This window comes from Desulfobotulus sapovorans DSM 2055 (assembly GCF_059569355.1).
This window is the reverse complement of record NZ_JCANVJ010000003.1, coordinates 37900-55903: the sequence shown is the minus strand read 5'-3', so window position 1 is coordinate 55903 and position 18004 is coordinate 37900. Positions and strand designations below refer to the sequence as shown.

Genomic DNA, 18004 nt, shown 5'->3' with positions numbered 1-18004 from the left:
AACCTTGAGGTTGGCAAGTGCATGTTCAAAAAAAACGGAAATAAAGATTCCTGAACACCGAAGCTCCCGGCCCGAAAACCCTTTCAGTGGCCGGTTCCGGCTTCCAGTACCCCCTGACCTGCGGCCACCTGTTCCAGAAGGTGGCTGATGCTGGCATCCATCACGGAAAGCACGGGCTGGGGATGCAGGCCGATCCAGAAGACAAAGACCACAAGGAAGGCCAGACAGGCCATCTCCCGGAGATCCAGATCCCAGAGTTTTCTCTCATGACCATGATCATCGCCATGGCCCCCTTCTTCCCCTCCATGTCCATGCAGGCCCTCCAGTGCGGCCTCCCCATGGGGATGGGCGTGGCCGTCACTTTTATCCCAGACCATCTTCTGAAGCATCCGCAGCATATAGGCCGCTGCCAGAATGGCACCGGGGATGGCGATGGCGCCCACCAGAGGCTGGGTGCGGAATGCTGCCATAAGAACGAGAAACTCGCCCACAAAGCTGTTGGTTCCGGGGAAGGCCAGAGAAGAAAGGGAAAATATCCCGAGGAAGGTCACATAAACCGGCATGAACATGCCCAGCGCCGCATTGTCCTGAAGCTCCCTGGAGTGGGTGCGCTCATAGATGATGCCGATGCAGATAAAGAGAGCACCCGTGGTGATGCCGTGGTTGATCATCTGGAGCATGGCTCCTTTGAGACCTTCCATGTTGAGAAGGAAAATCCCCAAGGTCACAAAGCCCATGTGGCCCACGGAAGAATAGGCAATGAGTTTTTTAATGTCACTCTGGCCCAGAGCCAGATAACCACCGTAAAGGATTCCCACCAGGGAGAGAACGATGAAAAAGGGGGCGAAAAACTCCGTGGCCTGGGGTGCCATAGGCAGACAGAAACGCAGAAAGCCGTAACCGCCCATTTTTAAAAGAATGGAAGCCAGAATCACGGAACCTGCCGTAGGCGCTTCCACATGGGCGGCGGGAAGCCAGGTGTGGAAGGGAAACATGGGAATCTTCACGGCAAAGGCCAGAGCGCAGCCCGCAAAAATCCAGGCCTGCCAGCCAAAGCTGTAGGAAGCTGCCATGAGATCCGGGATGAAGAAGGTGCCCACCTTGACCCTGAGGGCGATGATGGCCACAAGAAAGAAGATGGAGGCCACAAAGGTGTAGAGGAAGAATTTGATGGCCGCATAATCTTTGCGGGGTCCGCCCCAGACCGCGATGAGCAGGTACATGGGGATGAGCATGGCTTCCCAGAAAATATAGAAGAGCACCGTGTTCAGGCTGACAAAAACCCCGATCATGGCGGCTTCCATCACAAGAATGGCGAAAATGAATTCCGCCAGACGGTGCTCAATGTATTTCCAGGAGCAGAGAATGCAAAGGGGCATGATGAGGGTGGTGAGCAGCACGAGAAGAACGGAAATGCCGTCCACCCCCAGCTGGTAGGAAAGGCCGATGGCGGGAAACCAGTCCATCACCTCCACAAACTGGTAAGCTGCCGTGCTGCGGTCAAAGGCCGTCCAGAGCGGCAGGCTGAGCGCCGCTGTCATGAGGGTGACCAGAAGACCCCAGAGTTTCAGGATGGTCTGGTTCCGGATGAAAAAGCAGCAGGCAGCGCCGGCCAGAGGCGTCAGCAGCACCACCGAGAGAATGGGATAAGCCAGACTGTTGGAAAGGAGAACATTTGTCATCTTGAATACCGTATCCGGGTCTTCGGTTTTTTAAAGGAGGATCACCACGATCATGATGCCAAACAGCAGAATTGCCGCAGCGCCGATGTAATGCTGAATTTTTCCCGTCTGGGCCTGGCGGAGCCTGTCTCCCGCATCCAGCACCCCTTTGGCGGAGCCGTCCACCACATAGTCAATGCCTTCCCTGTCAAACCAGGACAGGGCCCTTGCCGTCACCATGATCCAGGCGAGACCGATGGTGCGGTACACCTCCCCCACCCCGTCGTTGGCCCGGGACAGAGGCCCCTTTGCAAAGGCCATGAAACCGAGGCTTCCCTTGCGGTAGAACCAGTCCAGATCGAGATTCATCTTCGGCTCCGGCCCCAGTTTTTTTACCATGAGATAGAAACCCAGCCCCGTAAAGCCCAGAAGCTGGAGGGTTTCGGAGAGGTGATAGGCCGTGTAGGGTTCATAATGTACCTCAAAGGGCAGCATACGGTAGAGGAACTCCGGATGCACCCCGAGGAAAAAGCACATGAAGGCCGCCATGGCCATGGCCCAGAGCATGCATCCCGGAGGATCCTGGGCATGGGGTACCGAAGGCTCGGATTTGCCGCCATACCAGATGTAATAGGGCAGCTTGATGCCGACGGAAAGAAAGGTTCCCACGGCCGCCAGCGTGAGCATGAGGAGAAGCCCCGTTCTGTGGGCTTCACCCGCTGCGGCAATGATCATGGATTTGGACACAAAGCCCGAGGTGAGGGGGAAACCCGAAATGGCAATGCCGCCGATGACGGTGAAGATCAGGGTCAGGGGCATTTTCCCGTAGAGTCCGCCCAGCTCGTTGAGTTTGGAGCGGCCCGTCATTTCCAGCACAGCCCCGGCACCCATGAAGAGCAGGGCCTTGTAGAGAATATGGGCATAGGCATGGGCCACGGCTCCGTTGATGGCCATGGCCGTTCCGATCCCCACACCGCAGACCATGTACCCCACCTGACTGACGATGTGATAGGCCAGGATACGGCGGGCATCGTTTTCAATGACGGCGTAGGCAACCCCGTAAAGGGTCATGATGGCACCCATAATGGCGAGGGCCTCAAAGCCGGGGAAGGCTCTGGCAAGGACATAGACCGCCGTTTTGGTGGTAAAGGCGCACATGAAGACCGCCCCCGTCACCGTGGCTTCGGGATAGGCATCGGGCAGCCAGGCATGGATGGGCGGTACGGCGGCATTGAGCATGAAGCCGATCATGATGAGGTAATCGGCAAGACCCGCATCCGATGGCAGAATCTGCACAAAGGAAAGATCCCCGCCCGTGGCCCGGTATTTGAGGAAGATCCCCGCCAGAAGCACAAGCCCCCCCAGCATATGCACCAGAAGATAGCGGAAACCCGCTTCAATGGATTTCTTCTTTTTCCTGTACCAGACAAGAAAGGTGGAAGCCACGGCCATGAGTTCCCAGAAGACAAAGAGGGTGAGGTAATCCCCGGCCAGTGTCACCCCGAGAGAGCCCGCCACATAGAGCCAGGCGGCGGTGTGCTGGCCCCAGTCCTCCACCTTGAGGGCAAAGAAGGAACCGATCACCGCCATAAGGGTGAAGACATGGAGGAAGACATAGGTGAGCTTGTCCACCTTGCCAAAAACAAGATCAAACCCCATCCAGGACACCTGACCAAAGGTTTCGGGCAGGGCGTTGATCTGGAAGAAGGCCAGCAGGGGAAGGATCACCAGAGCGGCATTTTTGAGTTTTACCCGGCAGAGCACGGGCATGAGCAGGGCTCCCAGAATAAAAAGGGTGGCCGGATGCACAAGCCAGGGGTGCAGCAGGGCCAGAGGCGAAAGCATACTACTTGTCATCGTAATAATCCTCTTGCTTCATAAGCCAGGCGTGGGAAATGCCCTTGCACAGCACGATCATGCCAAGGCAGCCCAGAAGGGCGAATACGCTCCAGAATCCGATCAGGGTGTCCCCGAAAAAATGGGGCTCATGGCGCTCCGCCATGAAATCATAGGCCACCGCCCCACCGAGAAAGGCGAAAAACAGCCATTTGAACCACAAGGCCCGCTCCCGGAGCCAGGTCATCAATCGTCCCATAAAAGCCTCACATCAGAAGATGGACAAGGGTCAGCAGCAGATCCGGCCGTATGCCGATGAGTACGGAAATGGCCGCAGTAATGCATAAGGGAATCACCATCAACAGAATCAGCGGACGGGTCTCGAGCAGGCGGACATCGGATGGCCCGGTTCCCCCGTCTTCGGGTTTACCGAAAAAGGCCGTAAGTACCACGGGAACAAAATATCCGGCATTGAGAAGGGAACTCACCAGGAGCACCGTCAGCAGAATCAGGTTGTTGATGTCCATGGTACCCAGAGCCAGGTACCACTTGGACACAAAACCCGATACCGGCGGCACCCCGATCATGGAAAGGGAGGCAAGGCCAAAGGCCAGCATGGTAAGCGGCATGGCAAAACCCAGCCCCGCCATCTCCCGGATGTCCTTTTTCTGGGTGGCGACAAAGATGCAGCCCGCCGCGAAAAAGAGGGTAATCTTGGCAAAACCGTGGTTGGCGATGTGGATGAGACCGCCTGTGATGCCGTTGGGGGTCAGAAGGGCTACGCCAAGAATGATATAGGAAAGCTGGCTCACCGTGGAATAGGCGAGCCTCGCCTTGAGGTTGGTCTTGGTGAGTGCAATGGCGGAAGCCGTGATAATGGTAAAGCTCACAAAATAGGCCGTGATCAGCCCAAGCCCCGTATCCGCGAGAAGATCCACCCCATACACGGAAAGCATAATGCGACAGACAGAAAAGACCCCGATCTTGACCACCACCACCGCATGGAGCAGGGCGGACACCGGCGTAGGGGCCACCATGGCCGAGGGCAGCCAGGAGTGAAGGGGCATGACACCGGCCTTGGCAAAGCCGAAAAAGAGCAGGATATAGCTTACCACCACAAGGAAGCGGGAGGCGTCCGCCGGGAAGATGCCCGAAGCGATGCTGCCTGCGGCGAAATCCAGGGTGCCACACTGCACGTAGATGATGGCCATGGCCGGAAGGAGAAAGGCCTTGGAGGTGAACATGAGATAGACGATGTACTGCCTTGCTCCGGCATAACCTTCCTCATCCTGATGGTGCATGACCAGAGGATAGGTGAAAATGGAGACGATCTCATAGAAGAGGTAGAGCGTGAAAAGGCTGCCCGAGAAGGCCCCGCCCAGGGCCGCTCCCACAGAAACGGCGTAGCAGACGTAAAAACGGGTCTGGGCGTGCTCGTTTAGGCCCCGCATGTAACCGATGCAGTAGATGGCCGCAAGAATCCAGAGAAAGGAGGCCGTACCGGCAAACAGGAGACCCAGGGCATCAATGTGAAGCTTCACGGAAATGCCGGGCCAGAGTTCAAAGAGGGTATAGGCGTAACTTCCCCCGTTCAGAATATGGGGCAGGAGCAGGGCAACGGAGATGAAGGTCAGCACCGCGCCTGCAAGGGAAAAGGATTCCCTGAGGTTGGGCCGTGCGCCCGAAGCCATCACAGCCATGGCCGTGAGCATGGGCAGAAGCACGGGCAGGAGAATCTTGCTGGTAATCATGGTGTCCATACCGGTTTGCCTCAAATTGGCTTCGGGTTAATGACGCAGATCCTGAACCGCACTGGGATCATCGGTTCTGTACGTACGGTAAACGGCCAGAATGAAACTGACCACAATGGCGGCTTCGGCAGCGGCAATCCCCATGATGAAAAGGGTGAAGACCTGGCCTGTGGCCGGATCCGCCAGAATGAAGCGGTTAAAGGCCATGAAATTGATGGAAGCGCCGCAGAGGATCAGCTCCGTTGAGATGAGCATGCCCATGAAGGAACGGTGGCGCACCATGCCATAAATCCCCATGACAAAAAGCACCAGGGCAATGACAAGGTAGGTGGTGAGGCTTGTGCTTACACTCAGCATTTTTCCGTCTCCCTTCCGCCGGTGGCAAGGATGATGGCACCGATGATGGCGGCCAGCAGCACCACGGAAATGAGTTCAAAGGCAAGGCAGTAGCGGTACAGAAGGGTTTCCCCCAGCCAGGGCAGAGAAAAATCTCCCACGGTTTCCGCAGCCGGTCTGAAGGTGGCCCGGAGCAGAGCGGTCAGGAGCAGAACAAAACCGGAAAAAGCCGCGCTTAAGGCCAGAAAACGGTTTTTGCCCTTTAAATTGCTTTCTGCAATCTCCTGGGGCGTGTAGCCCACCATGACTCCGAAGACCATGAGAATACAGATGGCCCCCACGTAGATGAGGATCTGCATCATGGTGAGGAAGATGCTGCCGAGATAAAAGTAAATCCCCGCCACACCGAGAAGACAGACCGCAAGGCCTAAAACCGCATGCATGAGCAGCCTTGCATGTACGGCCAGGAGGGCTCCCATGAAGATGAGCACCACAAAAGCGAAAAAGAGGGCCTCTGCGATGAAGACATAGGCTGTCATGAATGACCTCCCTTTCCGAGGCGCAGGAGAAGATCCATGTGGAAGTCCTCACGGGAAAATCCTGCAAGTCTGTAGTCCTGGGAATAGGCAATGGCATCCGCAGGGCAGCTTTCCACACAGATGCCGCAGAGACTGCACCGGGTAAAATCCAGCTCAAATCCCGTCAGCACCTTTTTCTTGGAGCCTTCCGGTTTTTCACTGCGCACCGTGATGCAGGCCGAAGGACAGGCCTTGGCACACATGCCGCAGGTGATGCAGCGGGTAGCGCCCGTTTCATCATCCGGCACAAGCTCGATATGACCCCTGAAGTTGGGAGTAATGGTCAGGCTTTCACGGGGGTAATGCACCGTCACCGTCGGCCTGAGCATTTCCCTGAAGGTCACGCCAAGGCCCACCAGCAGACTTTTTGTGCCCTGGTAGAGGTCGGAAAAATAGCCGCTCATAGTTTTACGATCACCGCCGTTACAATGAGGTTAAGGAGCGCAAAGGGAATCAGGTATTTCCAGGAAAGGTTCATGAGCTGGTCAAAACGTACCCTGGGGTAGGTCCAGCGGATCCAGATCATGATGAACATCAGGACATACACCTTCACAAGAAACCAGAGGGCTCCCGTCCATGCGTCCAGGGGAAGGGGCAGGCCGCTCCATCCGCCCAGGAACACGGCGACGGCAACACTGCTCACGATAAACATGTTGGTGTATTCACCAAGAAAAAAGAGGCCAAAGCCCATCCCCGAATATTCCGTATGGAACCCTGCTGTGAGCTCACTTTCCGCCTCAGGAAGGTCAAAGGGTGCCCGGTTGGTTTCCGCCACGGCCGCCACCAGATAGATGATGAAGGCCACGGGCTGCACAAGACAGAACCAGAACCCGGAAATCTGGGCATGGACAATGGCTTTCATGCTGAAGGAATTGGTGATGAGCACCACAGCCAGAAGCGACAGCAGAATGGGAATTTCATAGGCAATGTTCTGGGCCACGGAGCGCATGGCACCGAAAAGACCATACTTGTTGTTGGAACTCCAGCCCGCCACAAGGATGGCCATGACGTTGAGGCTGGCCATGGCAAGGATGAAGATGAGGCCGATATCGAGATCCAGAACGGTCAGCTTCTCGGAAAAGGGCAGTACGAGAAAGGGCATGACCACGGGGGTGAAGGCCAGAAGCGGAGCCACCCGGAACAGAAGACGGTTGGCGGTATCGGGCACCACCAGCTCCTTGGTCATGAGCTTGATCCCGTCCACCAGGGTCTGGAGAATCCCGTGCCAGCCCACCTCATAGGGCCCGGGTCTCCGCTGGATGTGCCCTGCGATCTTCCTTTCCGCATAGACCATGAAAAGGGCGTTCACAAAGACCACGGAGACCACCAGAAGGGCGCAGATCAGCATGCGTACAAGCTCAGGCGGTAAAAAAGCGGTATCCATCATGGTATTTACCTGTCAATTTCCGGGATTACGAGGTCAAGGCTGCCCATCACGGTCACAAGATCCGAAATCAGCATCCCCTGGCAGAGCTCGGCAATAAGGCTCAAGTTGGCATAGGAAGGCACCCGCACCTTGAGACGATAGGGAATATCCGAATCCTGGCCTACCATATAATAAAGAAGCTCTCCCCTGGCCGCTTCCACGGAAAAGGAGGCGGCATGGGGCGGCAGCTTGATCTTCTTGGGCGTTTTCCCCTTGAACTCCCCTTCGGGCAGTCTGTCCAGGGCCTGTTCCAGAATGCGAAGACTCTGCTCGATTTCCTGCATCCGAACCAGATAGCGGTCATAGCTGTCGCCGTTTTTCCCCACGGGCACCTCAAAATCCAGCTCCGGATACACGGAATAGGGTTCCGCCCGGCGGATATCATAGGCAATGCCCGATCCCCTGAGGTTGGCCCCGGTCACGCCATAGCGGCGGGCCATTTCTTCGGTGATGATACCAATGCCCTCACAGCGCTTGATGAAGATAATGTTGCCCGTAACCAGTTTACGGTAAATCTCCAGACGCTTGCGCATTCTCTGAATAAAGGCCCGGCTCCGCTCGACGAATTTTTCATCCACATCCCGGTACACCCCGCCCACCCGGAAATAGGAATAGGTGAGACGACTGCCCGTGATGTCTTCCAGAATATCGAGAATTTCTTCCCGGTCATCAAAGGCGTAGAGAATTGGGGTAAAGGCCCCGAGATCCAGAAGAAAGGCCCCCACCCAGAGCAGATGGCTTGCGATGCGGTTCAGCTCCGAGGTGGCCACGCGGATGAACTCCGCCCTGCGGGGAACCTCGATACCTGCCATTTTTTCCACAAGACTGACATAGCCATGGTTGTAGGGCAGGGCCGCCAGATAGTCCATACGGGCCGTGTTGGGCAGAAAAGCGGGCCAGGGGCGGGATTCGCCCATTTTCTCATGCATCCTGTGGCCATAGCCAAGAACAGGATCCAGATGCAGGACATACTCTCCGTCCATTTCCAGCACCAGACGGAGAACCCCGTGGGTGGCGGGGTGCTGGGGTCCCATGTTGAGGAGGAAGCGATGCCGCCCCTTATCCTTGTGTGCTTCGTTCATCATGCGCTTTCAGGGCTCCCTTGACTTGGGGTTTCCCGGGCTGCGGATTCCGCCTCCCTCTCCACCACGATAAAACCCAGTTTTTCCGCCTCCAGACAGGCCGCATCTCCTTTGCGCAGGGGATGAAAGCCCGCATCCAGTTCCGAAAGGATGAGGGGACGCATATCGTCGTTGCCCGTAAAAATGATGCCGAAGAAATCGTGGATTTCCCGTTCATACCAGGCTGCGCTGTGGAAGATATCCGAAATGGTGGGAGCCTCGTCGTTGTGCGCGAACATCCGGAGGTTCACCCGCAGAAGGCTGTCGTGCCGGGCAAACTGGCAGACAACGCAGGGGGCGGGCTTCAGGGATACGGCACTGACAAAGACAAGGTAAAAACCTTCGGCAAACAATGCGCTGGCCGCTTTCCGCCAGTCTTCCTTTTCAAGAAGCCCCTCCACATGCACGCCCTTTACGGCGTAGTCTGCGGACTGAAACGGAAAAGCCTCCATGCGGCTGATCAGGGTTTCTGCCTTCATGCCTTGCCCCCCCTTTGCGGATGACGGTTCTGGGGGAAGGGATGACGGGTTCCGGCGATTTTTTCCTGAAGCTTCAGAATCCCCTCAATGAGTCCTTCGGGTCTCGGAGGACAGCCCGGCACATAGACATCCACGGGAATGAGCTTGTCCACCCCTTCCACCACCGCGTAATTCTCCGCAACGGCAAAGGGCCCGCCGGAAATGGCGCAGTTGCCCATGGCAATAACCCACTTCGGGTAGGCCATCTGCTCATAGAGGGTCACCACGGCCTCGGCCATTTTCTTGTTCACCGTACCCGCCACGATCATGAGATCGCTCTGCCGGGGAGAGGGCCGGAAAACCTCGGCTCCGTACCGGGAAATATCAAAGCGGGCCATGCCCACGGCCATCATCTCAATGGCGCAGCAGGCAAGACCGAAGGTCATGGGCCAGAGGGAGTTGGCCTGACAGAGCTGGGTGATCTTTTCCGCAAGCTCCAGCCGCATGAGGGGGCCGGGGGAGACCAGCTCCAGGCCGGAATCGTTTCCGACCCTGGCCGAAAGTTCCGCCACATGGGCGTCAAGGCTTATGAATTGTTTCTTCTCTGCCAATGGAAGACTCCTTTGACCCAGGCATAAACGATGGCAAGGGACAGAATACCCACAAAAATGATGAATTCCACCACCGCGCGCAGGGGTTCCGCATGCTGGAAAGCCGTTGCCACGGGGTAGAGGAAGAGAATATCCACATCAAAGGCCAGAAAGATGAGGGCGTAGAGGTAATAGGCCACCCCATAGCGGAAATCCCAGGCCGTACCATAGGGTTCCATGCCACACTCATAGTTGGTGACATGGTGGGCCGTAAGTTTTCTGCGGGGGGCCAGAAACCAGGCCACAATAAAAGGTGCAAAGGCCGCCATGAAGCCCACACCTAAAAAGAGCATGATGTACATGTACTCAATGAGGGACTGTTCTTCGATCAGCATCGAAAGACTCCTGCAACGTAAAAGTGGGCTATGCGACCTTGAGTTTAAGAAAAGACCTTGTAAAAAAGCCCTGAATCAAAACGGGTTTTAAAGCATAAACACGGTTACTCTCCTGTTTTTTAGCCTCCGCCGGAAAGTCAAAATCGCCCTCAGACCAGAAATAACCGTGTACCATGCCGCATTTGAGGATTTATGCTATTGCAAAAAGCAGTATTGCCTGTCAAGGATTTTTACATATATTTTTCAGGCTGAAACCGAAAAGTTGACAAATAAAATTTAATATATAAACCTCAGCACCATACAAAAAACGGCAGACGGCCCCAGACCCGCAAGGGCCGCTTTCCTGCCCTGAAACGCCTGTACGAGGAGAAAAACCATGACCTACCAAGAAGCCCTTGACCTGATCATCTCCGCCTTCAGACTGGATTACGATCCTGTGGGCATTCTCTTTGTCTCCACGGAAGACACCCCTGAAGATCTGCCCCAGACCCACAAAACCCGCAACAAGCTTACCTTCTGCCAGTACCTTGCCGCAGTCCGGCAGGGTCGCTATGCCCTTTTCATGGAAAAGGAAAAACTTTTATGCCGAAATGCAGAAATCTGCTTCGGCTTCCGGGAAGTGGAAGGGGATACAGACCAGAAGGTACACCGGAAATACCTTCTGGATCCGGAACTTTCCCTGCAAGCCGCCAAAGACAAAGCCCATCTCCCCCTGAACCGGTATCAGGGGGTCTACCTGGCTCCCCTGCCTGCCTTTGATGCCCTGAACCGCACACCGGATATCGTCCATATGCTGGTACAGCCCTTTCAGGGGTATCATGTGCTGAATGACTATATGGGAGCCATGGGCAAGACCTGCCTTAATTTCTGTCACACGCCCAATTCCGCCGTATGCGGGGGCAGCGTGTGGGCTTTGCAGCAGCAGACGGCCAACATGAACACCATGTGTGCCGGTTCAAAAGCTTCGGGAAAAACAGAAATGGCCTACATGAACCTTGCCATACCGGGAAGCCAGTTTCTGCCCACAATGGCACAGCTCATCAGACGGAAAGAAAAAAATGGGGGAACGTCCCTTGTGGGCAGGGGAAACCATGACTGGCCCGGGCTGGATGCCTGCCAGGGATGTCCCCTCTTCCGCTTTGACCCCATTTCAAAAGATTGATAAAGAAAAACCGGTAAACTCATTGCGACATGCTTCTCCCTTCCGCATCCGGATCAAGAAGGCAGAGGCATGTTTCCTTTCAGGAAAGGTCTCTTCCTGGATACAGATTCAATGGTGCTGCAACCCTTAAAGATAAAGACCTGAAAAAAACGTGACTTCACCTGCCATTCTCATTATCACCGACGACCCGGAAACCCTCAGAATCCTCCAGCAGATCATCGGCAGGGAGTGCACCGGCACCCTCAGCAATGCCAGCAGCCGGGAAAGTGCCCTCCAGTGTTTTCCCCTCCAGACCTACGACCTTGTCCTTATGGATGCCCGGATTCAAGGCTCTGCCCCTCTGCATCTGATTCAGGAAATACGGATTCTGCAAGCAGATCCCACCCTCATCCTTTTCGGACTCCGGCCTGAAGAAATCCTGGCCCCGGAGATCCTTGAAGACGGAGTCTGCGATCTTCTGCCTTCCCCCCTGAACCCCCTCATTCTCCGCATGGCTGTCCGCAGGGGGCTGGAACGCAGCCTTCTTCTGCGGGAACGCCGGGAGTTGAGCCAGGAATCTTACTGTCACCGGATTTTTTCCCGCATCGCAGGTCAGTCCCCCACCATGAAAGAGGTACTGGATGCCATCACCATGGCCGCCACCAGTGACACTCCCGTACTGATCACAGGGGAGTCCGGAACGGGAAAGGAACTGGCCGCCCGCACCCTGCACCAGTTGAGTCCGCAGGCCAGCGGCGTCTTTATCCGGGTGCACTGCCCCAGCATTGGAGATGCACTTCTTGAAAATGATCTTTTTGGCGATAGCCGTGAGGAAGATACGGAAAAAAGAGGCTTTCTGGATGCCGCTCTGGGGGGAACTCTCTTTCTGGATGAAATCGGGGATATCAGCCTGAATTTACAAAAAAGACTGACGGATTTTCTTCAGAACACTCCTGAAAGTGCAACGGGGCGGGTACGTCTTCTGGCATCCACCCGGCACAATCTTGAAAAAAAAATTCAGGAACAGCAGTTCAGCAAGGCTTTCTACCGGATCCTGGCCGCACGCCATATCCACCTTCCCCCCCTGCGGAAAAGGCCTGAGGATATCCCCCCCCTGGCTCAGGCCCTTCTGGAAAAAAACTGCCATAAATTAAAAAAACATGGCAAATACCTTGCCCCGGATCTCATGAAACGTCTGGCGGCCCACCCATGGGAAGGCAATATCCGGGAACTGGAAAACACCCTTATCCAGGGGATCCTCTTCTCCAATGCCCCGGAAATTGGCCTGGATGACGTGCAGCTCTCCGGCCCGAAACCTCTGGGCCCCTGCTCCGCAGCCCTCAATCAGGCCCATTACAAGGATGCCAAAGAAGAGGCTCTGAAAGGCTTCAACCAAACCTATATTGGCCGCCTGCTCAAACGCAACCACGGCAATGTAAGCCGGGCAGCCAAGGCCTGCGGTCTGGAACGCCAGGCCCTCCAGCAGATCATGCGCCGCTATGAAATTTCCCCGGCACCTTACCGACCCCAGACGGGATGTGATGGAGGCTATCCGGAATAAAACGGATCCCGGTATCCGGGATCCGCAGTGTCAGAAAACCTGTGTCGGGTGGCAGAAAGACGCGCGCTCTCAAAAGCTACAGGCCGCTCTCCCTGACAAGGCGCAGACATTTTTCGTTATCCCTTCGCCCTGTGGTGCTGCTGCCGTAATGAAAGAAAACAAACCAGGCGGAAGACGGATCCTGCAGATCCTCACTGACCGTCCAGAACCATGTACTGGGCGTGTTGGGAAAGGCGGCATCCAGGATGGCGGGACGACGGTACTCCCCGCCACAGGGACTTTTTGTCGTGTTCCAGTACTGAGGATACCCGGAACTGCAAAATACAAGGGAACTCAGCTCGTTGACATCCGGAATGCGCCAGTCCGTCTTTCCGGCGTATCCGCCTTCATAATTGAAGGCTCCTGCGGCATCCCGGATTCTGGCCCAGGACAAGGCCTCAGGAACCCCCGCACAGCTCTCTCCATCCCACTGCTGCCCGAGACTGCAACGCATCCACTGAAGCCCGGTTTCCCTATCCGTCAGGGTGCCATCCCCGTTATCGGCATAACGGTCTGTAAAGGCCTTTTCCATATATAAAACAGCGGCATTGGCCATCCCCTTTTCCGTAAGGCGCTTTTCCATACGCAAAACAAGGTGCTGTTCCGTATCGCCTCCCACATGGAGACTTTCACGGAGTCCATAATATTCCATATCCGTGTTGATGGGTCGGTACCCCTCCACACGGTACACCCCCTGTTTCAAACGGATGGTAAAGGAACGGCTTTCCACCTCGGGGGTGTTTCCCCTGCGTTCACCATTGATAAAAACCTGCACGTCCCCAGGATGGGATGTGATATGCAGCAGCCCATATTCCTCCGTGCGGCTGCACCCCATCAACAGAACGGCACATGCTGAAAGAAAAAAAATACGGAAAATCATGACCCTCTTCTCCTGTTTCCGATACGCGATGTGATACCATCCTGTAAACCTGCGTCTCAGGCGGGTAAAGGATTCTGGTCTCCAGGGGGATGCGCCCAGACAAGATGAATCCGGATGTCTTCCCCAAGGCTTCTTTTCACCGGACACAATGCCATGGCCCTTTCCAGCTTTTTCATCTGCAGAGGTTCCAGGGGAAAGGGACACATGAGCGTCACGGACAGGGCCGCAATGCGGCGGGGCGCATCCGCCATTTCCTTTTCAATTTTCAGAGAAAAGGCAGAAGAATCATACCCCCATCTTGTCAAAAGACCTTCCATTACCGAAAGCAGACAGGCTCCCAGAGCCGCAGCCACAAGATCCGTTGGAGAAAAAGCCCCCCCAGTCTGTCCTTTTCCTGAAGCGCAGATCCGGATTTCTGCCGTCCCCTCCCCCAGGTGCAACAAAAACTGCCCCTGCCCCAGACCCGCTACATGCACCGTTCCCATGGCATTTCCTTATACTGCCGCCCTTTTCCTGAAAAGGAGACTGCCAGATTTCACCCCTGCCCCCACACAACAGCCCCGAAAGGCCCCTGCGCACCGCTCTTTCCGATACCCGGCCCCATAAATCCAGCATTTACTATCGAAACCCTGAAGTTTCCGGGTCTTCCCGCAGCAGAGTCAACGCCCCCTGCGATAAATTTCCAGCCATTCTTTCTTGAAAGCCTCAAAACGCTTTTCTTCTATGGCTTTACGGATATCTGCCATCAGATCCTGATAAAACGTCAGGTTATGGATGGTGGCCAGGGTTTCCGCCAGTGGATCTCCTGAAAAGAAAAGATAGCGCAGCACCATGCGGGAAAAGGTACGACAGGTATAACAGGAACACTGGGTATCCAGAGGGTAACGGTCTTTCCGGAAATTTTTGTTCTTGATACGCAGCTTGCCTGTACGGGTAAAGAGGGTACCCTGACGGGCGTAGCGGGTGGGAATCACGCAGTCAAACATATCCATCCCCAGATGCACGGCCTCCAGGATATCTTCGGGAAGGCCGACACCCATGAGATAGCGCGGCATGTCTTCGGGCAGGCAGGGAGCGGTAACCCCCACCACCTTGCGCATCAGATCAAAGCCCTCTCCCACACTGACCCCGCCAATGGCAAAACCGTCAAAGGCAATATCCGTGATTTCCTTTGCACTCCTGCGGCGCAGATCATCAAACACGCCTCCCTGCACAATCCCGAAAAGAAACTGGTGTTCCTGAAGGGCAAAGTCCCGGCATCGTTTCGCCCAGGCCGTTGTCAGCCCCAGAGATTTTGCCACATAGGCCCGGTCTGCGGTGTGGGAGACACATTCATCAAAGGCCATCACAATATCCGCCCCGAGATCCCGCTGTATTTCCATGGAACGCTCAGGGGTCAGTTTCACCCGTTCCCCGTCCTCTTCATAGGAAAAGGTCACCCCCTCATCATCAATCACCCGATCCGGCAGGGAGAACACCTGAAACCCACCGGAATCTGTCAAGATGGTCTGATCCCAGCCCATAAAACGATGCAGCCCGCCCATATAGCGCACCGAAGCCAGACGCTCCCCCAGAGAAAGATGGTAGGTGTTGGCCAGCAGCACCTGGGCACCGCTTTCCGCCACATCCCGCGTGGGAGTGGAATGGACATAACCCGCCGTCCCCACGGGCATGAAGGCGGGGGTCTGAACGGTTCCGTGGTGGGTGGTGAAGCAGCCCCTGCGGGCACCGCTTTTGTCTTTTGCCATCAGCCTGAACTGAATATCCTTTTGCGCCATGCGCTTTTCCTTACGTCTTATCTGTACTGTTTCCGGCCAACACCCCACAGCAGCGTTTACAAGTGTCCTGCTTTTCGCTACCGTAACGCCTGCTGTATCATTCTTATACAGGAGAAAAAACCATGTACCGTTTTTTTTTGATTTTTTTATTTCTTGCAGGCCTTGTTCCCATGGGAACAACCCATGCCGAACAAGACCCTGTGGATCTGATGGAAGCCCGCTACGGTGGCAAATGCTTTTCCGCCCATTTTCAGCAGATTTCCATCCTTGCAGCCATGGGGATTTCCGAAAGAGCCGAAGGCCGGGTGGTTTTTGCCCACCCCGGGCGGATGCGCTGGGAATATGAAAGTCCGGAACCCCGCCTCATCGTGACGGACGGTACCACCCTCTGGATCCACTCCCCTCTGGAAAAAGAAGTCATGAGCGGCCCTGCGGAACCCTATTTCGGCAAGGGTAAAGGGGGACGTTTTTTGGCGGATTTGACCTCCCTGCGGGAGGACTTCAGCCGTTCAGAAACCGGAGAACCAACAGCTGACGTCCGCCGGATCAGGCTGCTGCCCAACCATCCCGAACCCGGTCTCACAGAGCTTTTCATTGAAACGGAAAATCATACGGGCCGCATTCTCAGTGCGGAAACCCTCAATACCTATGGGGATATCACACGGTTACGCTTCTTTGGAGAAGAATCCCATGCGGAATGTCCCGAATCCATGTTCCTCTTCATCCCTCCGCCGGGAACGCAATCTTTTGAACTGGCGCAGTGACCCACGCGTGTACGGAAAAAACAGGATGGATTACCCAAACAAAACCCTTCAGATAAATCTTGAAAAAAATACGCTTTTGAAAGAAAAGGCTGCAAAGAGAAAAGGCCTTTTATGCCCTCCCTGCAAAGGTCTCGGGTATCCCCCCTGACGGATTGACAGGGCAGCGGTCACAGCCGCCTCCCTTCCATACAACAGACAGGACGATCAGCCATGAAAGAAATCATCCGGAAGCTTGCCAGAGAAAAAAATGCCATCATACTCGCTCATAATTATGAACCCCCGGAAATCCAGGAAGTTGCCGATCTCTGCGGCGATTCCCTGGAGCTGAGCATCAAAGCCGCAGAGACGGATGCGGATATCATTGTCTTCTGTGGCGTACGCTTCATGGCGGAAACCGCCGCCATCCTCTCTCCCCAGAAAACGGTTCTGCTCCCTGTGGCGGATGCCGGGTGCCCCATGGCGGACATGGTCACCCCTGAGTCCTTGAAAAAACGCAAAGCCGAACTTCCCGGTATTCCCGTGGTGACCTATGTCAACTCCACAGCAGCGGTCAAGGCCCTCTCGGATATCTGCTGCACCTCCGCCAATGTGCTGAAAATTGTGGAAAGCCTGGACAGTGAGGCCATCCTCATGACACCGGATCGCAACCTGGCCCTGTACGCTGCCGCCCATACCAGCAAAAAAATTCACCTCTGGGAAGGCTTCTGCCCCTTCCACAATACCCTTACCCGGAATGCCGTAAAAGAAGCCAGAGAACGTCACCCCGGGGCCTTTTTCATTGCCCATCCTGAATGCCCTCCCGAAGTTCTGACCCTCGCCGATGCCGTGACCAGCACCTCCGGCATGATCCGCATGGCGCAGGAATCCAGTCACAGGGAGTTTATCATCGGAACGGAAACCGGGCTGCTCCATCCCTTACAGCAGGCCTGTCCGGAGAAAAAATTCTACCCAGCAAGTCTCGACATGTACTGCCCGGACATGAAAAAAATCACCCCTGAAGACATTCTGCAAAGCCTGAAAAATGAATCCGGCAGGGTCACCGTAGCGGAAGATATCCGGATTCCGGCACTCCGGGCCGTCAAGCGGATGCTGATGAAGGGCTGAGGCCTTAAGGGCTAAGAATAAAGCGTCCTCTGCACCGACTCTTGGCCCTGACACTCAGTCAATCCGCGCTTTAAGCACCATCAGTCCTTCCATGTCCATGGCCTGGATATGCCGGTATTCCCCCTTGGGAATCCGGATCAGGGCACAGGGCCAGGTCAGGGCCTGGGTGACACGGCTGCCCGGAGCCGGACGTGACAGATGCAGCCGGAGCATGGCCGTATTCCCGCTGACCTCCAGTTCCGAAGACGCCAGACGGATACCATAGCCCCCCGTAGATCGCCTTCCCAGCCCCAGAAGCAGCACCCCTTCCCGTTCGAAATCCACATGCTGCAACAAAAGACTGCGCCCTGCCTCACAAAGACCGGGCGGATTCGCATCCAGGGCAAAAAGATCGGATGCCGAACCCAGCCAGATGCCCATGGGCGCATCACTGCGTAAACCGCAATCCGATCCATGGTAGAGGATCTCTGCCACAGGAGTACTGCCCACATTTTTTCTGCCCGCAGGACAGCCATGCAGCACCAGTCCGGCCATAAAAAAAACTCCCAGAATCCGCCACGTCCTCTGATGCACGCTTTGCTTTCC

General features: G+C 55.6%; 20 protein-coding genes. 4 read left to right on the top strand and 16 right to left on the bottom strand.

The features are described 5' to 3' along the window. Positions 1–83: 83 nt before the first annotated feature. Genes BR04_RS04310 through BR04_RS04255 form a run of 12 tightly spaced genes read right to left on the bottom strand, consistent with a single transcriptional unit; the run spans position 84 to position 10152 of the window. Complete coding sequence (locus BR04_RS04310) at positions 84–1682, bottom strand: complex I subunit 4 family protein (RefSeq protein ID WP_496354763.1); 1599 nt, start codon at positions 1680–1682, stop codon at positions 84–86. A 30-nt stretch (positions 1683–1712) separates the two neighbouring features. Then, on the bottom strand, positions 1713–3518 hold the full coding sequence (locus BR04_RS04305) for a Na(+)/H(+) antiporter subunit D (protein ID WP_496354762.1): 1806 nt from the start codon (positions 3516–3518) through the stop codon (positions 1713–1715). Further along, on the bottom strand, positions 3508–3744 hold the full coding sequence (locus BR04_RS04300) for a hypothetical protein (RefSeq protein ID WP_496354761.1): 237 nt from the start codon (positions 3742–3744) through the stop codon (positions 3508–3510). Before BR04_RS04300 ends, BR04_RS04305 begins: the two co-directional genes overlap by 11 nt. Before the next feature lie 19 nt (positions 3745–3763). Beyond that, complete coding sequence (locus BR04_RS04295) at positions 3764–5257, bottom strand: monovalent cation/H+ antiporter subunit D family protein (protein ID WP_496354760.1); 1494 nt, start codon at positions 5255–5257, stop codon at positions 3764–3766. 27 nt (positions 5258–5284) lie between these two features. Then, positions 5285–5605 carry an NADH-quinone oxidoreductase subunit NuoK gene (gene nuoK / locus BR04_RS04290; protein ID WP_496354759.1) on the bottom strand — a complete coding sequence of 107 codons (321 nt, stop codon included), beginning with the start codon at positions 5603–5605 and terminating at the stop codon, positions 5285–5287. Beyond that, positions 5599–6123, bottom strand: coding sequence for an NADH-quinone oxidoreductase subunit J family protein (locus BR04_RS04285; RefSeq protein WP_496354758.1), 525 nt, complete (start codon positions 6121–6123; stop codon positions 5599–5601). The genes nuoK and BR04_RS04285 overlap by 7 nt, the downstream gene beginning before the upstream one ends. After that, complete coding sequence (locus tag BR04_RS04280; protein ID WP_320357342.1) at positions 6120–6566, bottom strand: NuoI/complex I 23 kDa subunit family protein; 447 nt, start codon at positions 6564–6566, stop codon at positions 6120–6122. Before BR04_RS04280 ends, BR04_RS04285 begins: the two co-directional genes overlap by 4 nt. Beyond that, the gene (gene nuoH, locus BR04_RS04275; RefSeq protein ID WP_496354757.1) at positions 6563–7549 is read right to left on the bottom strand and encodes an NADH-quinone oxidoreductase subunit NuoH; all 987 of its coding nucleotides are present in this window, start codon (positions 7547–7549) and stop codon (positions 6563–6565) included. Before nuoH ends, BR04_RS04280 begins: the two co-directional genes overlap by 4 nt. A 5-nt stretch (positions 7550–7554) precedes the next feature. Then, complete coding sequence (locus BR04_RS04270; RefSeq protein WP_496354756.1) at positions 7555–8673, bottom strand: NADH-quinone oxidoreductase subunit D; 1119 nt, start codon at positions 8671–8673, stop codon at positions 7555–7557. Then, entirely contained in the window at positions 8670–9188 is a 519-nt protein-coding gene (locus BR04_RS04265; protein WP_496354755.1) for an NADH-quinone oxidoreductase subunit C, read from the bottom strand. Before BR04_RS04265 ends, BR04_RS04270 begins: the two co-directional genes overlap by 4 nt. Further along, on the bottom strand, positions 9185–9778 hold the full coding sequence (locus tag BR04_RS04260; protein ID WP_496354754.1) for an NADH-quinone oxidoreductase subunit B: 594 nt from the start codon (positions 9776–9778) through the stop codon (positions 9185–9187). Before BR04_RS04260 ends, BR04_RS04265 begins: the two co-directional genes overlap by 4 nt. Next, a complete protein-coding gene (locus BR04_RS04255; protein ID WP_496354753.1) occupies positions 9754–10152 on the bottom strand; it encodes an NADH-quinone oxidoreductase subunit A in 399 nt (132 codons plus the stop codon). The genes BR04_RS04260 and BR04_RS04255 overlap by 25 nt, the downstream gene beginning before the upstream one ends. A 376-nt stretch (positions 10153–10528) precedes the next feature. Here BR04_RS04255 and BR04_RS04250 point away from each other — a divergent pair, with 376 nt between their 5' ends. Then, positions 10529–11314, top strand: coding sequence for a DUF169 domain-containing protein (locus BR04_RS04250; RefSeq protein WP_496354752.1), 786 nt, complete (start codon positions 10529–10531; stop codon positions 11312–11314). A gap of 151 nt (positions 11315–11465) precedes the next feature. After that, positions 11466–12854, top strand: a complete 1389-nt coding sequence (locus tag BR04_RS04245; protein WP_496354751.1) for a sigma-54-dependent transcriptional regulator — start codon at positions 11466–11468, stop codon at positions 12852–12854. Between the two features lie 76 nt (positions 12855–12930). Here BR04_RS04245 and BR04_RS04240 read toward each other — a convergent pair whose 3' ends face one another. The 3 genes from BR04_RS04240 to tgt form a co-directional block, all read right to left on the bottom strand. Further along, positions 12931–13773 carry an Lcl domain-containing protein gene (locus BR04_RS04240; protein WP_496354750.1) on the bottom strand — a complete coding sequence of 281 codons (843 nt, stop codon included), beginning with the start codon at positions 13771–13773 and terminating at the stop codon, positions 12931–12933. A gap of 56 nt (positions 13774–13829) precedes the next feature. Continuing rightward, positions 13830–14258 (bottom strand): OsmC family protein, encoded by a 429-nt coding sequence (locus BR04_RS04235; RefSeq protein WP_496354749.1) that lies wholly within the window; start codon positions 14256–14258, stop codon positions 13830–13832. Between the two features lie 174 nt (positions 14259–14432). Then, positions 14433–15551, bottom strand: a complete 1119-nt coding sequence (gene tgt, locus BR04_RS04230) for a tRNA guanosine(34) transglycosylase Tgt (RefSeq protein WP_496354748.1) — start codon at positions 15549–15551, stop codon at positions 14433–14435. 122 nt (positions 15552–15673) lie between these two features. Between tgt and BR04_RS04225 the strand changes: the two genes are divergently transcribed. Both BR04_RS04225 and nadA read left to right on the top strand, forming a co-directional pair. Continuing rightward, positions 15674–16315, top strand: coding sequence for a LolA family protein (locus tag BR04_RS04225; protein ID WP_496354747.1), 642 nt, complete (start codon positions 15674–15676; stop codon positions 16313–16315). Positions 16316–16525: 210 nt separating this feature from the next. Beyond that, positions 16526–17419, top strand: a complete 894-nt coding sequence (gene nadA / locus BR04_RS04220) for a quinolinate synthase NadA (RefSeq protein ID WP_496354746.1) — start codon at positions 16526–16528, stop codon at positions 17417–17419. A gap of 54 nt (positions 17420–17473) precedes the next feature. Here the strand turns inward: nadA and BR04_RS04215 are convergent, their stop codons facing one another. Next, positions 17474–17992 carry a protease complex subunit PrcB family protein gene (locus tag BR04_RS04215; protein ID WP_496354745.1) on the bottom strand — a complete coding sequence of 173 codons (519 nt, stop codon included), beginning with the start codon at positions 17990–17992 and terminating at the stop codon, positions 17474–17476. Between the last annotated feature and the right edge of the window lie 12 nt (positions 17993–18004).

Excerpts from the sequence above, each read along its gene's own strand:
- BR04_RS04225 (WP_496354747.1), top strand. The coding sequence starts at position 15,674 with ATGTACCGTTTTTTTTTGATTTTTTTATTTCTTGCAGGCCTTGTTCCC.
- tgt (WP_496354748.1), bottom strand. The coding sequence starts at position 15,551 with ATGGCGCAAAAGGATATTCAGTTCAGGCTGATGGCAAAAGACAAAAGC.
- BR04_RS04295 (WP_496354760.1), bottom strand. The coding sequence starts at position 5,257 with ATGGACACCATGATTACCAGCAAGATTCTCCTGCCCGTGCTTCTGCCC.
- BR04_RS04300 (WP_496354761.1), bottom strand. The coding sequence starts at position 3,744 with ATGACCTGGCTCCGGGAGCGGGCCTTGTGGTTCAAATGGCTGTTTTTC.
- BR04_RS04305 (WP_496354762.1), bottom strand. The coding sequence starts at position 3,518 with ATGACAAGTAGTATGCTTTCGCCTCTGGCCCTGCTGCACCCCTGGCTT.
- BR04_RS04285 (WP_496354758.1), bottom strand. The coding sequence starts at position 6,123 with ATGACAGCCTATGTCTTCATCGCAGAGGCCCTCTTTTTCGCTTTTGTG.
- BR04_RS04310 (WP_496354763.1), bottom strand. The coding sequence starts at position 1,682 with ATGACAAATGTTCTCCTTTCCAACAGTCTGGCTTATCCCATTCTCTCG.
- BR04_RS04265 (WP_496354755.1), bottom strand. The coding sequence starts at position 9,188 with ATGAAGGCAGAAACCCTGATCAGCCGCATGGAGGCTTTTCCGTTTCAG.
- BR04_RS04240 (WP_496354750.1), bottom strand. The coding sequence starts at position 13,773 with ATGATTTTCCGTATTTTTTTTCTTTCAGCATGTGCCGTTCTGTTGATG.
- BR04_RS04255 (WP_496354753.1), bottom strand. The coding sequence starts at position 10,152 with ATGCTGATCGAAGAACAGTCCCTCATTGAGTACATGTACATCATGCTC.
- nadA (WP_496354746.1), top strand. The coding sequence starts at position 16,526 with ATGAAAGAAATCATCCGGAAGCTTGCCAGAGAAAAAAATGCCATCATA.
- BR04_RS04235 (WP_496354749.1), bottom strand. The coding sequence starts at position 14,258 with ATGGGAACGGTGCATGTAGCGGGTCTGGGGCAGGGGCAGTTTTTGTTG.
- BR04_RS04250 (WP_496354752.1), top strand. The coding sequence starts at position 10,529 with ATGACCTACCAAGAAGCCCTTGACCTGATCATCTCCGCCTTCAGACTG.
- nuoK (WP_496354759.1), bottom strand. The coding sequence starts at position 5,605 with ATGCTGAGTGTAAGCACAAGCCTCACCACCTACCTTGTCATTGCCCTG.
- nuoH (WP_496354757.1), bottom strand. The coding sequence starts at position 7,549 with ATGATGGATACCGCTTTTTTACCGCCTGAGCTTGTACGCATGCTGATC.
- BR04_RS04280 (WP_320357342.1), bottom strand. The coding sequence starts at position 6,566 with ATGAGCGGCTATTTTTCCGACCTCTACCAGGGCACAAAAAGTCTGCTG.
- BR04_RS04270 (WP_496354756.1), bottom strand. The coding sequence starts at position 8,673 with ATGATGAACGAAGCACACAAGGATAAGGGGCGGCATCGCTTCCTCCTC.